Genomic DNA, 13579 nt, shown 5'->3' with positions numbered 1-13579 from the left:
TGTTCAGCGGAATAACGTGATATCAGAAAGAATAGGCCACGCCTAAACGAAGGCGGGTCTGGCGTTCATCGGTGTCTTTCACGCCGATGTTACCCACTTCAACATACGGTGCCCAGTTTTTATCCCATTTATACGCCAGCTTGGCGTTATATTCGTTGGAATAATCTTTGTTATTATTACGAACCATACCTTCAGAACTCTTCGCATAAACATAATTGAGTTCGGTACGCCAGTCACCCATTACCCAGCCAACCCAGGCATCACCACGGTTAACTTTGTCGTCATCTTTATTCGAGCTTGACGGGTAGCGGGTATATTCATAACGATAACGCGCGGCAACGTAGAAGCCGTTGTCGAAACTATATTGCAGATGCAGATTCGGTTTATATATTGTGCGGCTGTCGTTACTTTCAAGGGTAAACGCCGGCGTCAGTGCAATATTCTCAGTCGCTTTCCAGCGCCAGCTAATTTGATCTTCATGCCCGTTACCCACCACATCCGCAAACGGCTGGTCGGCTTTATCACCACCGGATTTCCATTTAGCTTCTACAGAAAAACCGACCCCGTTAGCAAAGCGATGTGAGACCGAGACACGGTCAGCATTGGCACCACTGTCGATATATTCATGGCGCAGATCGACGGTAACGGCCTGAGCCATGAAGGACGTACCGATAAGGGAAGTAAGGACCAGAGATTTCTTAAACATGAAAAAACCCTCAACTGAAATAATGTTTCTTATTTATGAAACTGCAGTTTATTTTTTAAAAAACATTATTTTAGTGACAAAGATCGTAATTATTTGTTTCATTTTTTTTGGCAAAGATGGACGTGACACCCATCAACAAACAGGGTGTATTAACGTGAAATTATCGGAGGGGGATCACACTAAGACGTTAACAACGATAATAATTAAGGCCGTAATTATTCAATAACAGAGTGAGAATGTGCTAATAACGGTTAATTCGTCATACGTTATGTAAAAAAAAACCTCCTGAAGGGAGGCTCTTTTATGCGGGCGGATTTTAGCGTTCAATGGCGAGGGCGACACCTTGTCCACCACCGATACAGAGCGTCGCAATGCCTTTGCGGGCATTGCGCTTTTTCATCTCATGCACCAGCGATACCAGAATTCGACAACCGGACGCGCCGATAGGATGACCCAGTGCGATTGCCCCACCGTTCACGTTTACCCGCAGGGGATCCCATTCCAGCATTTTGCCAACCGAGATTGCCTGTGCGGCAAAGGCCTCGTTGACTTCAATCAGATCCACATCAGAGAGTTGCCACCCTGCGCGTTCCAGGCAGCGACGGGTAGCATAAACCGGGGCGATACCCATTAACGCAGGATCAACACCCACGCTGGCAAATGCCTTAATGCGGGCCAGGACGGGCAGATCCAGCTCGAGGGCTTTGCTTTCACTCATCATCATCACGGCCGCAGCGCCATCATTAATGGAGGAGGCATTTCCCGCCGTCACTGAGCCCTGAGTTTCAAACGCAGGATTGAGCCTCGCCAGCCCTTCAGCGCTGGCGTCGGTGCGCGGCTGCTCATCGGTATCCACCACGGCAGCCTCACCATTCTGACGCTGCGTGCTGACCGGGACGATTTCATCCCGAAAGCGCCCGGCATCAATCGCCGCGCGCGCTTTTTGCTGCGAGCTTAACGCGTAAGCGTCCTGCAACTCACGGCTGATACCATACTCACGAGCCAGATTTTCCGCCGTCACGCCCATATGATAGTCATTGAACGCATCCCACAGACCGTCATGCACCAGACTGTCGAGCAACTGGCTGTTGCCCAGCTGCGCGCCGGTACGGCTGTCGGTCAGCACGTGTGGTGCCCGGCTCATATTTTCTTGTCCGCCGGCAATCACGACATCCGCTTCACCACACTGAATGGCCTGCGTCGCCAGATGCAGCGCTTTTAATCCTGAGCCACAGACGTCGTTGATGGTGATAGCGGAGACGGTATTGGGCAGGCCACCCTTGAGCGCCGCCTGACGGGCAGGGTTTTGCCCGGCACCGGCGGTCAGCACCTGTCCCAGGATCACCTCATCAATTTCATGTGCTGCAATCCCGCTGCGTTCCACCAGCGCTTTCACCACTACGCTGCCCAAATCAACAGCCGAGTGGCGTGCAAGCGCCCCCTGAAAACAGCCGATAGCCGTACGCAACGCACCCACTATAACGACATCTTTCATCACAACCTCTGTGTTAAATGACATGACGATAGTAGTGGATTGTTATTGGCAATTATCTTAATTGTTTAAAAATAGTGAGTTTAATCACAAGGATTAGCGCGCATCCTGCAGATACTGCCGCAGCCAGCTTCCGGCAACGCCGGGCGGGGATCGTTTATTCCAGAGCAGATCGATACCGATCGCCCGTGGCCAGCCGGGGACATTCAGCTGCACCAGCGATTTCGCGGCGGCAAATTCATCCACCAGCGCGCACGGCAGCACGCACCAGCCAAACCCCTGAACCGCCATACTCAGCAGTAACAGGTAGTTGGGTGCCGACCAGACGGGTCCGCGTGCGAGCGTTGCCTCCCGCTCCAGATAGGTGCTGAGCCGCAATTCCCGCCAGCCGTGCAGCTCATCGGCCTGGATTTCTTGCTGCCCGGCCAGAGGATGGTTGGTCGCGACATAGATTGCCATCCGGGTCTGTATCGGCAACCGGGTAAAACCAATATCGGTCGGATAACTGTCACGCGCTTCCGTGAGACCAACCTGCGCACGCGACTTCTGCAGCAGATCGATAACGTCCTCTTCCTCGCCAATCAGGCATTCAAATTCGGTATGGGGAAAGCGCTGGTCGAACTGGTTCATCAGGTCTTCCAGCACGTCCGGGTTGAGGGTATCGGAAAGAACAAACGTCAGGCGCGCCTCCGTTTGTGCCGTTAACGACACCGCCAGTTCGTCAAGCCGCGTGCTGGCCGCGAGGATCGCCTGCACATAACCCAGCACCTGTTCGCCCTGGGCGGTTAACACCGGCTGACGGGCCGAACGGTCAAACAGATCGAAGCCCAGATCGGCTTCAAGATTGGCGATGGATGTGCTCACGGTCGACTGGCTTTTACGTAACCGACGCGCGGCGGCAGAAAAAGAGCCCGCCGCGACGGTCTCAACGAATGCGGTAAGGGCTTCAGGTGAATAACGCATGCACTATCTACTTTATCGATGGATACCATCTTTAATATATCACCTTTAGCGATAACAATAGGCCGCATCAACGCCAAAATGCGTATTCACGAGGTCTAAAACTATGCAACATCAGGATGCACTCCAACGTAAACTGCCGGAGCGGATCTTTCATGCCGTCTGTTTCGAAGGGATTGCCACGGCGATCCTCGCCCCGACGGCGGCGTGGCTTATGCAACGTTCCGTGGTGGAGATGGGTGGATTGACCATTATCCTGGCAACCACGGCCATGCTCTGGAACATTATCTATAACGTCGGCTTCGACCGTTTCTGGCCGGTTCACCGCATCACACGCACGGCAAAAATCCGCGCACTGCATGCGCTGGGATTCGAGTGCGGGTTTATTGTGATCGGCGTGTCGATAGTCGCCGCGGTGCTGGGCGTCACGCTGCTGCAGGCATTCACACTGGAAATTGGTTTCTTCCTGTTCTTCCTGCCGTACACCATGTTCTATAACTGGGCTTACGATACGCTGCGCGAGAAATTCCTTAAACGTCGCCAGCAGCGACGCGCCCTCGCAGGCTAATTCCCTCTGGCCGGACGCCCGCTCCGGCCAAACTCCTTCGAAGCAACTGCGCTCTCAACCCATAATTATGGTAAATTGCGCTCCATTCTGTTGGTTTGATAGTTGATACGTTGCTCTAATGTCGAAAATTTGGTCAAAAGATGAGACTCTCTGGAGTTTCGCTCTCTATGGCACGGCCGTGGGCGCAGGAACGCTGTTCTTGCCCATTCAGCTGGGCTCCGCAGGCGCTATCGTCCTGTTTATCACTGCCCTTGTGGCCTACCCATTAACCTACTGGCCGCACCGCGCGCTGGCACAATTCATCCTGTCGTCGAAAACAAAAGGCAATGAAGGGATCACCGACGCCGTCTCCCATTATTACGGCAGGAAGATGGGCAACCTGATCACCACGCTCTATTTCATCGCCTTCTTCGTGGTGGTGCAGATTTATGCAGTGGCCATCACCAACTCGTTAACTGAGCAGCTGGCAAAACACATGACGGTGGATACCGCCGTTCGCGTGCTGGTCAGTTTTGGCGTGGTGCTGGTGTTAAATCTGATCTTCCTGATGGGACGGCATATCACCATAAAAGTGATGGGCTTCCTGGTGTTTCCGCTGATCGCCTACTTTCTGTTTGTCTCGCTCTATCTGACCGGAAGCTGGCAACCCACGCTGCTCACAAGCCAGATGGCATTTGACCGCCATACGCTGCATCAGGTCTGGATTTCGATCCCGGTGATGGTATTCGCTTTCAGCCATACGCCGATTATCTCGACGTTTGCCGTTGACCGCCGTGAGAAGTTTGGCGACGCCGCCATGGACAAGTGCAAGAAAATCATGAAGGTGGCGTACCTGATTATCTGCCTGAGCGTGCTGTTCTTCGTGTTCAGCTGCCTGCTCTCTATTCCACCGTCCTATATCGTTTCGGCAAAACAGGAAGGGGTAACCATTCTGTCGGCGCTGTCGATGATGCCCTCTTCTCCGGCATGGCTGGGGATTTCCGGGATAATTGTGGCGATTATCGCCATGTCGAAATCGTTCCTCGGCACCTATTTTGGGGTGATCGAAGGGGCGACGGAGATTGTGAAGTCATCGCTGAACCAGGTGGGCGTGAAAAAGAGCCGCGCCTTTAACCGCGCGCTCTCCATCATGGGGGTGTCGTTAATCACCTTTGCGGTGTGCTGCATTAACCCGAATGCCATTTCGATGATTTATGCCATCAGTGGTCCGCTTATCGCCATGATCCTGTTTATCATGCCGACGCTGTCGACGTACCTGATCCCGTCCCTGAAACCGTACCGATCTGTCGGCAACCTGCTGACGCTGATCGTTGGCGTACTGTGCGTGTCAGTGATGTTTGTAGGCTAAACGCCCCTGCGCCCGGCGTTCTGCCGGGCGCGTTATTCGTCACGCCCTGAGATGTCGAGCGGAAACGGCCTGTCCTGCACGACCGTTTTCATGACCAGCGTTGAGCGAAGATGCTGAACGCCGGGCATCGCAGAGAGCTTCTCATCATAGAGTTTCTGAAAAGCCGGCAGGTCGCGGGTCACGACGTGCATCAGATAATCAGGATCGCCAAATAAACGCTGCGCCAGCACAATTTGCGGGATCTCTTCCACCGCCTCCTCAAAGGCGCTCACCGCCTTTCTGTCGCCCTCTTTCAGCGTCGCAAACACGATCGCCAGAAAGTTAAACCCCATTTTGGCGGGATCGAGACTGGCCCGGTATCCCGTAATGGCCCCGCTTTGCTCCAGCGCCCGCACGCGCCGGTGACACGGCGAGAGGCTCAGGTTCACCCGTTCAGCCAGCTCCGTAAGAGATAAACGGCCATCAGCCTGCAACTGCGCAAGAATTTTTCGATCGATGCTGTCCATGTGGAAGATTTTGTCAATTTCACCGTCTTTTGAGCATAACATTGAAAACTCATTTCGTCCGGATACCGATATGCTTTCTCTCTGTTGACGGGTGAAATTCTGGAGTTTTACAGACGATGGAAATGAGTATTGTGGCTGGGTTTTGGGTGGTGTCTTTCCTGCTCATCATGACGCCGGGCGCCGACTGGGCTTACGCTATTAGCGCCGGCATCCACGGGCGGCGCGTGATACCCGCAGTGATGGGCCTCATGTCCGGGCATCTGCTGGCGACACTGATTGTGGTCGCGGGCGTGGGCGTCATGATGGCGCAACATCCGCTGGCATTATCCGGGCTGACGATAGCGGGAGCACTTTACTTGCTGTGGCTTGGTATCTCACTGTTACGCGCTCCTGGCGCACCGGAAAGCGCCACAACCTCGGCGGCAAACTGGAAACAGTGGGCGGTGAAGGGATTATGTATCAGCGGCCTTAACCCGAAAGTTTTTTTGCTGTTCCTGGCCCTGCTTCCACAATTTACTGACCCGAAGGGAAGCTGGTCGGTTGCGATGCAGATGTCCGCGCTGGGCTTGCTACACCTCATCACCTGTACGCTGGTCTATCTGCTGGTGGGATACGGTTCAAAAGCCATCCTGGCCACCCGCCCGCAGGCCGCGCGTCTGGTGAGCAGAGCATCAGGGGGAATGATGGTAGTGATTGCAGTGGTGCTGCTGTTTGAACAGATCAGATAAAAAAACACCGGCCATTGCCGGTGTGTTTCTACGCCCGAATATCGTCATATTCCCGCGTATTATCAAACTCATGTTTGGCAAACGGGCATAGCGGGATAATTTTTCGGTTTTCACCGCGCATCTTCGCGACCACTTTTGCCACCAGCTGTTTACCCACACCTTGCCCTTTCAGGCTCGGATCCACATCGGTGTGCTCGATAATGCTCAGATGCTCACCGGTCGGTACGAAGACAATCTCTGCAACCTGGTTACCGTCAGCATCGTTGACGTAAAACTTGTTATGGCCTTCCAGAATATCCATGGTTCCTCGCTTATTTTTGGCGATACTTCAGCGCACCGCTCGGGCAGGTATCAATCACATGTACAACCGTTTCGACGTCCACTTCATCCGGTATAATCCACGGTTTACGTTTCAGGTTGAAGAGCTTAGCGCTCCCGCGCACGCAATTTCCTGAGTGTTTGCAGATCGCGGTGTTGAAGTAAACGTCAATTTTCTCTCCGGTATAGGCCCGGTAGCCTGCATCCAGTAGCGCTTTATCCACGACATTGCCTCTGTAATTATTCGGGTGCTGAATGAAGCATAGCCTTACGCGATCCTGATAGCTATAACCCCCAAAACGAAAAGCCAGGTCACAACTCTGTTTTCGCCAGATTGCATCCCCCATTTCCTCATGTCAGTCTGCGCAGACCGCTCTAATCAGACTCCCCGCGTCAGGTCGTATGAAACGCAGACTCTCTTTTCAGGTAAAACTTTTTTTAGCGCTGGTGTGCTTCTCCTGCCTGCTGTTAGTTCTGCTGGGAACCATCCTGTTTCATTTTATTGACCGGCAATTGCATCACGATCTTGGCCAGCGCGCCCGGGTTCAGGCCAGCGAAATCGCGTTGATGCCGGGTCTGGCGGAAAACGTCGCGTCCAGAAATATCCCCGCCATCGCCCGTTTAATTCAGCCTATACGGGCCGAAAGTGATGCCAGTTATATTGTCATTGGCGATACCCGGGAACAGCATCTCTATCATTCAGAATCACCGGAACGCATCAATTTACCGATGATCGGCGGGGATAATGCGGAGGTATTACAAGGCAAAACAATTATTTCGGTGCGTAAGGGTGGGATTGGGGTTTCACTGCGCAGCAAAGCGCCCATCCTTAATGCGCAGCATCAGGTGATTGGGATTGTCTCGGTCGGTTATTTGACGTCGTACATTGCGAATATCAATGCGCGTATTCTCTGGCAGTCCGGGTTATACGGTATGGGTCTGTTGCTGTTACTGTTTATTTTTTCCTGGTTGTTTACCCGCAATCTTAAAAAGCAGATGTTCCGCCTTGAGCCAAAAGATATTGCGCAACTGGTCTTACAGCAACGCGCGCTGCTGGAAGCAATGTATGAAGGGGTATTTGCCGTCAATGAAGAAAAGCAGCTGATTTTAATTAACCGTGCCGCCAGAGAGATGCTGGATATTCATCAAAGTGAGAAAGCGCTTATCGGCAAACCGCTGGAAGACGTTCTGCAAACGTCCCCCGGTTTTTTATCTCAGCGCTACGCCTCGGTTAGCCGCGGCAGCCACGACCAGATTGCGGTGCTTAACCAGCGCGAGGTGATTGTGAACCGCGTGGCGATTGAGGTTGAACCTGGTGTTGAAAGCGGTTGGGTTTATAGCTTTCGCGACAAGAATGATATCAACACTCTCAGCAGCCAGCTAAGCCAGATTAAACGCTATGCGGATAACCTGCGCATTATGCGTCATGAACAGCTGAACTGGACCGCCACGCTGGTGGGGTTGCTGCAGATGAAACACTATGACGAGGCGATCCGTTACATCCAGGCACAGTCAGAAGGGGCGCAGCGCGTGCTGGACTTCGTTTCAGCCCATTTTGTCTCGCCGGCCCTGTGCGGATTGCTGCTAGGGAAATATGTCAGCGCCCGGGAAAAGGGCGTTGAACTGCAGTTTGATCCCGCCTGCCAGCTCACCCGCATGCCTGCCAGCATCACGGAAACGGAGCTGGTGTCGGTGATTGGCAACCTGCTGGATAACGCCGTTGACGCCACCCTGAAAGCCCCGGTTCCCGCAGCTGTTGAGCTTTACATTTCCGATCGCAACCAGGAGTTGCTGATAGAGGTGGCCGATCGGGGTTGCGGGGTGGATGAGGCGATGAAACCGCATCTCTTTCGCCAGGGATTCAGCAGCAAGCCGGAAAGCGAGAACGACATTGTGGGCACAGAGCACGGTATTGGCCTGTTTCTGGTGGCAGGCTATATCAACAAGGCGGGCGGCAGCATTGAGATAACGGATAACGCTCCTCAAGGCACGATATTCTCTGTGTTTATTCCCAATCCACTCCCCGTTCGACAGGGCTAACGCATGACCACGACCCGAGCACTTGATGTTGTGATTGTTGAGGATGAGCCGCACCTGGCGGAACTGCATCGCGAGTATATCGAGCAAAATTTCCATTTGCGCGTGGTGGGCATTGCCGCGTCGATTGAGCAGGCGTGTAACCTGATACGCCAGCATCAGCCGAGGCTGATACTGCTGGACAATTATCTCCCGGACGGTAAAGGCGTGGCGTTAATCGATAACCCGCTCCTGAAAAGCTATGAATGCTCGGTGATCTTTATCACCGCAGCCAGCGATATGCAGACCTGTAGCCATGCCATGCGCAGCGGCGCGTTTGACTACCTGATTAAGCCCGTTTTTTTCCAGCGTCTGCACGCCTCGCTGGAGCGTTTTATGCGTTTCATCCACACCGTGCAGCAGGTGAAGGTTGTCGACCAGCATGCGCTGGATCGCCTGTTTAACCTCCCCGCGGCGGACACCTCGCAGACCCCGTCCACAAAGGGTATTGAGCCCCACACCCTGGACCGTATTAAGCGTTTATTTGCGGAACACCCCGAAAAAACAATGTCGGTGGAAGAGGTGGTGGAATACGTCGGGATCAGCAAAACCACGGGCCGCCGTTATCTGGAATACTGCGTGGAAAGTGGGTTAATCAGCATCGAAATGCTGTATGGCAATATCGGACATCCCAGAAGGCTTTACCGCAAAGCGGCAGAGAAAACGTAATCCGTAACCGTTCGTTTGCTAAGCGTCGCGGATTTTATGGTGTTAATTGCTGAAACGACGCCGACAATCACACTTCGGAACCGCAACCCGCGCCCCCCTATTGTCGGCGCGGAGCTATGCGCTATGTTGACAATTAGTTCCTCAAATGTAACTAAAAGGTTAACTATAATGTCGAACATTTTCCGAATTTCTCTGATTACCGCTACCGTACTGTGTTCTGCTTCCGCACTGTCTGCTTTGCCGCAGGGCTACCCTGCTGACTATCAAAAAATGGTCGATGCCGCGACCAAAGAGGGCAAAGTGGTGATCTACTCCACCACCGACACCAAAGCTGCCGGGCCGCTGATTGAGGGCTTCGAAAAAACCTATCCGGGCATCAAAGTTGAATATAACGACATGAACAGCACCGAGCTGTACAACCGTTTTATCAGCGAACAGGCCTCGGGTGGCGGAAGCGGCGATGTGGTCTGGAGCTCCTCCATGGACACCGGGCTGAAGCTCGCTACCGACTACGCCATGGAGTACAAATCACCGGAGCAAAGCCAGCTGCCTAAATGGGCGGTCTGGAAAGATAAAGCCTACGGTACCACCTATGAACCCGTCGTGTTTATCTACAACAAACGGCTGATCCCGGCGGGCGACGTGCCTGATTCCCATGCGGCGCTGGCTAAGCTTATTGCCAGCCAGACGGATAAATTCAAGAGCAAAGTCACTACCTACGACATCGAAAAATCGGGTCTGGGCTTTATGCTCTCGGTGCAGGATCACAAGGCCGATCCTAACTACTTCAAAACCCTGGCCGATATCGCCAAAGGGGGCTTAGCCGTTCAGTCTTCAACCGGCACCATGATGGAGAGGGTGTCATCAGGGGAAAACCTGATCGGTTTTAATATCCTCGGATCCTACGCGGAAGCGCGCGCGAAGAACGATCCGTCGCTGGGGATCGCCTATCCAAAAGATTACACCCTGGTGTTATCACGCGTGTCGTTCATCAGCCAGCAGGCGCAAAACAGCAATGCCGCGAAACTGTGGCTGGACTACGTCCTGTCTGAAAAAGGACAAAGTATTCTGGCAAGCCAGGCGGATATCCCGTCCATTCGTAACGATATCGACGGCAAAAATGATATCGACGGCCTGACGAAAGTGCTCGGCAATGCGCTGAAACCTATCCCGGTTGATGAAAGCCTGCTGGAGTATCTGCAGCCGAAAAAACGCCTGGAGTACATCAAACAGTGGCGTACCGCCGCCGCCAAATAAGCGTCTGAGCGCGACGCGGGCCGTCGCGCTCCTGTTACCTGAGTTCGTTTTGCTGGGCTGCAACACCAGGGATACCCCATGAATACATTACGCAGAAAGTGGCAAAGCCTGCCGCGCGGTATTGTCGTGTTGATAACCGCCCTGGTTATCTACACGCCGCTGTCGTTTATCGTGATACAGAGCTTCTTGTCCGCCCCGTTCTTTTCACCGGCAAAAGAGTGGAGCCTTGAATCATTTGATTTTATCTTCACCGACCCTGATTTCTATAAGGCGCTGAAAAGCGGTTTTATTCTCGCTTTCGGGCTGGTCATCATCGCCATTCCGTTAGGGGGCGTGCTGGCCTTTCTGATGGTGCGTACCGACCTGCCCGGCCGCCGCCTGATTGAACCGCTGATCCTCGTGCCGGTTTTCGTGTCGCCAATGGTGCTGGGATTCGGCTACGTGGTGGCCGCCGGTCCGGTGGGCTTTTTATCCCTCTGGGCGCAGGCGCTGATTGGTTTCGTACCGTGGAATATCTACGACATGTCGAGCATCGTGGTCATTGCTGGCCTGACGCATGTTCCGCATGCCTATCTCTATATTTCGTCCGCGCTGCGAAGCGTCGGTTCCGATGTGGAAGAGGCCGCACGTACCGCGGGTGCGTCGCCGTTACAGGTGATGACCTCGGTCAGCCTGCCGATGGTGCGACCGTCCATTTTGTACGCCATCGTTCTGCTGTTCTTCCTCGGTCTTGAAGTGTTTGGTCTGATGCTGGTCCTCGGCGATCCGGAAGGCAACATGGTGCTGGCAACCTACCTGTACCAGTTGACCAACAAGCTTGGTACCCCTTCCTACCACCTGATGGCGGCGGTTGCAGTGGTGCTTATCTGTATCACCATTCCGCTGGTCATGCTGCAGCGTCGCCTGATGCGTACCGCCAACCGTTTCGTGACCATGAAAGGCAAAGCGTCTCAGGCCCGGGCCTTACCTCTGGGTAAATGGCGCTGGGTGGCGGGCGCGGTGGTCGCTTTCTGGCTCACCGTCACGATCGGCGTTCCCCTGCTCGGCGTGGTGTTACGCGCGTTTATCTCAAACTGGGGCGTGGGCGTTTCGCTGTGGGACGAGCTTTCCCTCAGTACTTTTCGCACGATATGGGCGCAGCCGAACCTGCTGCGCGCCATCGTCAACTCCATGTCCATTGGGGTCATTGGCGGCGCGCTGGCCGTGGCGTGCTACCTGTTTGTCGGTATCGCCATGCACCGCAAACCGGACAATACCACGCGTTTTCTGGATTACAGCGTCCTGGTGCCGCGCGCCGTGCCTGGCCTGCTCGCGGGTCTGGCCTTTCTCTGGGTGTTCCTGTTCCTGCCGATGTGGCTGGATAACTCGCTGAAATCGGGCTGGCTTTCCGGGTTCGCCTGGAGCGACTGGATGCGTGAAAACCTGATTGTCTGGCTACGTTCGCTGCGCAGCACCATTTTCAGCGTCTGGCTGGCCTATACGGTGGTCTGGATGGCTTACGGGCTGAGACTCATCTCGTCCACCCTGCTGCAGGTTGCGCCGGAGCTTGAAGAGGCCGCCCGCAGTACGGGGGCTACGCGTGGCCAGATCACCCGCCATGTCACGATCCCGCTCTCCCGCTACGGCCTTATCGGTTCGTGGCTGCTGATGTTCCTGATTTTTGAACGCGAATATTCAACGGGTGTGTACCTGCTTTCACCCGGCACGGAAACCATCGGCTCGATGCTGGTATCCCTCTGGGCAGCAGGAGCCATTGATATTGTGGCGGCGCTCTCTTTTATTAACATCCTGCTGGTGGTGGTAGGTCTGGGCATTGCCCTTCGTTTCGGAGTCAAAATACATGATTGAATTAGCGGTTAACGATCTGCACCTGACCTACGGTGACAATCCTGTTTTAAAAGGGGTCTCCATGAACCTCAACCGCGGCGAAGTGGTCTCCCTGCTGGGTCCTTCCGGCAGCGGGAAAACCACCCTGCTGCGTGCGGTGGCGGGCCTGGAAAAACCGACTCAGGGCTCGATTATCATTGGCAAAAACAAAGTCTATGACGGCACGCCGCGCAGTGAGATCCCGGCGGAAGAGCGTAACCTGGGCCTGGTGTTTCAGTCATATGCGCTGTGGCCGCACAAAACCGTTTTTGAAAACGTGGCCTATCCGCTCAAGCTGCGCAAGGTTCCGGCCAAAGAGATCCAGCAGCGCGTACAGGACGTGCTGGACCAGCTAGGGCTGGGCCATCTGGGCAAACGCCACCCGCACCAGCTCTCCGGTGGACAACAGCAGCGCGTGGCAATTGGCCGGGCACTGGTCTATAACCCGCCGGTCATTTTACTGGATGAACCGCTCTCTAACCTCGACGCCAAGCTGCGCGAAGAGGCTCGCGTATTCCTGCGTGAACTGATTATCAAGCTGGGCTTATCCGCGCTGATGGTAACGCACGACCAGAATGAGGCGATGTCGATTTCCGACCGTATCCTGCTGCTTAACAACGGTAAAATCGAGCAACAGGGCACACCGCAGGAGATGTACGGCTCGCCGAAAACGCTGTTTACCGCTGAGTTTATGGGCAGCAATAATCGCCTGCACGGCAAGGTTACGGAAGTGCGCGACGGCAAAGCGCGTATCGAAGGCAAAGGCTGGGTGCTGTGGGGCCAGGCCGGTGAAGGGGTACGAAGCGGTGAAGACGCCACCGCGGTGATCCGCGTCGAGCGCGTGGCGGTGGTCGAGGGGCCGGGGGAAAACCAGCTGGCGCTCCCGTTACTGACCAGCATGTATCTCGGCGACCGCTGGGAATACCTGTTCCGCACGCCGGGGGATGATTTTGTCATTCGCGCCTATGGTCACGAGGCCCGGGACCCGCTGCACTGCCACCTTTCGCTGCCTGAAAAGCACGTGTGGATCTTCCCGAAAAACTAAATGTAAAAAGGCTGCGATAAGCAGCCTTTTTTATACCCGA

The 13579-nt window shown here is 54.4% G+C and carries 14 protein-coding genes; 8 read left to right on the top strand and 6 right to left on the bottom strand.

Annotated elements, in window-relative coordinates:
- Window positions 1-22: 22 nt before the first annotated feature.
- From BH714_RS21490 to BH714_RS21475, 3 genes are all read right to left on the bottom strand, one after another.
- Complete coding sequence (locus tag BH714_RS21490; protein ID WP_014171477.1) at window positions 23-706, bottom strand: porin; 684 nt, start codon at window positions 704-706, stop codon at window positions 23-25.
- A 316-nt stretch (window positions 707-1022) separates the two neighbouring features.
- Window positions 1023-2201 carry an acetyl-CoA C-acetyltransferase gene (locus BH714_RS21480; RefSeq protein WP_040018879.1) on the bottom strand — a complete coding sequence of 393 codons (1179 nt, stop codon included), beginning with the start codon at window positions 2199-2201 and terminating at the stop codon, window positions 1023-1025.
- A gap of 93 nt (window positions 2202-2294) precedes the next feature.
- A complete protein-coding gene (locus tag BH714_RS21475) occupies window positions 2295-3161 on the bottom strand; it encodes a LysR family transcriptional regulator (RefSeq protein WP_014171479.1) in 867 nt (288 codons plus the stop codon).
- A 103-nt stretch (window positions 3162-3264) separates the two neighbouring features.
- Between BH714_RS21475 and BH714_RS21470 the strand changes: the two genes are divergently transcribed.
- On the top strand, window positions 3265-3726 hold the full coding sequence (locus BH714_RS21470; protein WP_014171480.1) for a multidrug/biocide efflux PACE transporter: 462 nt from the start codon (window positions 3265-3267) through the stop codon (window positions 3724-3726).
- Between the two features lie 118 nt (window positions 3727-3844).
- Entirely contained in the window at window positions 3845-5074 is a 1230-nt protein-coding gene (locus tag BH714_RS21465; RefSeq protein WP_040018878.1) for an amino acid permease, read from the top strand.
- Between the two features lie 32 nt (window positions 5075-5106).
- On the opposite strand, the gene BH714_RS21460 is transcribed toward BH714_RS21465, so the two are convergent.
- Window positions 5107-5580, bottom strand: a complete 474-nt coding sequence (locus tag BH714_RS21460; protein WP_032670215.1) for an Lrp/AsnC family transcriptional regulator — start codon at window positions 5578-5580, stop codon at window positions 5107-5109.
- Between the two features lie 116 nt (window positions 5581-5696).
- On the opposite strand from BH714_RS21460, the gene BH714_RS21455 reads away from it, so the two are divergent.
- Complete coding sequence (locus BH714_RS21455; RefSeq protein WP_040018877.1) at window positions 5697-6308, top strand: LysE family translocator; 612 nt, start codon at window positions 5697-5699, stop codon at window positions 6306-6308.
- A gap of 28 nt (window positions 6309-6336) precedes the next feature.
- Here the strand turns inward: BH714_RS21455 and BH714_RS21450 are convergent, their stop codons facing one another.
- Together BH714_RS21450 and yjdI are read right to left on the bottom strand one after the other, a co-directional pair.
- Window positions 6337-6609, bottom strand: a complete 273-nt coding sequence (locus tag BH714_RS21450; protein WP_014171484.1) for a GNAT family N-acetyltransferase — start codon at window positions 6607-6609, stop codon at window positions 6337-6339.
- A 10-nt stretch (window positions 6610-6619) separates the two neighbouring features.
- Window positions 6620-6850: a 4Fe-4S mono-cluster protein YjdI gene (gene yjdI / locus BH714_RS21445; protein WP_020883756.1), complete on the bottom strand. Its 231-nt coding sequence runs from the start codon at window positions 6848-6850 to the stop codon at window positions 6620-6622.
- 178 nt (window positions 6851-7028) lie between these two features.
- On the opposite strand from yjdI, the gene BH714_RS21440 reads away from it, so the two are divergent.
- From BH714_RS21440 to BH714_RS21420, 5 genes are all read left to right on the top strand, one after another.
- A complete protein-coding gene (locus BH714_RS21440; protein WP_040018876.1) occupies window positions 7029-8666 on the top strand; it encodes an ATP-binding protein in 1638 nt (545 codons plus the stop codon).
- 3 nt (window positions 8667-8669) lie between these two features.
- Entirely contained in the window at window positions 8670-9371 is a 702-nt protein-coding gene (locus BH714_RS21435; RefSeq protein ID WP_014171487.1) for a response regulator, read from the top strand.
- A 168-nt stretch (window positions 9372-9539) separates the two neighbouring features.
- On the top strand, window positions 9540-10628 hold the full coding sequence (locus tag BH714_RS21430) for an ABC transporter substrate-binding protein (RefSeq protein WP_020883753.1): 1089 nt from the start codon (window positions 9540-9542) through the stop codon (window positions 10626-10628).
- Between the two features lie 78 nt (window positions 10629-10706).
- Complete coding sequence (locus tag BH714_RS21425; RefSeq protein ID WP_040018875.1) at window positions 10707-12476, top strand: ABC transporter permease; 1770 nt, start codon at window positions 10707-10709, stop codon at window positions 12474-12476.
- Complete coding sequence (locus BH714_RS21420) at window positions 12469-13539, top strand: ABC transporter ATP-binding protein (protein ID WP_020883751.1); 1071 nt, start codon at window positions 12469-12471, stop codon at window positions 13537-13539. The genes BH714_RS21425 and BH714_RS21420 overlap by 8 nt, the downstream gene beginning before the upstream one ends.
- Window positions 13540-13579: the final 40 nt, after the last annotated feature.

This window comes from Enterobacter ludwigii (assembly GCF_001750725.1).
Lineage (GTDB): Bacteria > Pseudomonadota > Gammaproteobacteria > Enterobacterales > Enterobacteriaceae > Enterobacter > Enterobacter ludwigii.
This window is presented reverse-complemented; position numbering and strand designations above follow the sequence as displayed.

Excerpts from the sequence above, each read along its gene's own strand:
- BH714_RS21490 (WP_014171477.1), bottom strand. The coding sequence starts at position 706 with ATGTTTAAGAAATCTCTGGTCCTTACTTCCCTTATCGGTACGTCCTTC.
- BH714_RS21480 (WP_040018879.1), bottom strand. The coding sequence starts at position 2,201 with ATGAAAGATGTCGTTATAGTGGGTGCGTTGCGTACGGCTATCGGCTGT.
- BH714_RS21475 (WP_014171479.1), bottom strand. The coding sequence starts at position 3,161 with ATGCGTTATTCACCTGAAGCCCTTACCGCATTCGTTGAGACCGTCGCG.
- BH714_RS21470 (WP_014171480.1), top strand. The coding sequence starts at position 3,265 with ATGCAACATCAGGATGCACTCCAACGTAAACTGCCGGAGCGGATCTTT.
- BH714_RS21465 (WP_040018878.1), top strand. The coding sequence starts at position 3,845 with ATGTCGAAAATTTGGTCAAAAGATGAGACTCTCTGGAGTTTCGCTCTC.
- BH714_RS21460 (WP_032670215.1), bottom strand. The coding sequence starts at position 5,580 with ATGGACAGCATCGATCGAAAAATTCTTGCGCAGTTGCAGGCTGATGGC.
- BH714_RS21455 (WP_040018877.1), top strand. The coding sequence starts at position 5,697 with ATGGAAATGAGTATTGTGGCTGGGTTTTGGGTGGTGTCTTTCCTGCTC.
- BH714_RS21450 (WP_014171484.1), bottom strand. The coding sequence starts at position 6,609 with ATGGATATTCTGGAAGGCCATAACAAGTTTTACGTCAACGATGCTGAC.
- BH714_RS21440 (WP_040018876.1), top strand. The coding sequence starts at position 7,029 with ATGAAACGCAGACTCTCTTTTCAGGTAAAACTTTTTTTAGCGCTGGTG.
- BH714_RS21435 (WP_014171487.1), top strand. The coding sequence starts at position 8,670 with ATGACCACGACCCGAGCACTTGATGTTGTGATTGTTGAGGATGAGCCG.
- BH714_RS21430 (WP_020883753.1), top strand. The coding sequence starts at position 9,540 with ATGTCGAACATTTTCCGAATTTCTCTGATTACCGCTACCGTACTGTGT.
- BH714_RS21425 (WP_040018875.1), top strand. The coding sequence starts at position 10,707 with ATGAATACATTACGCAGAAAGTGGCAAAGCCTGCCGCGCGGTATTGTC.
- BH714_RS21420 (WP_020883751.1), top strand. The coding sequence starts at position 12,469 with ATGATTGAATTAGCGGTTAACGATCTGCACCTGACCTACGGTGACAAT.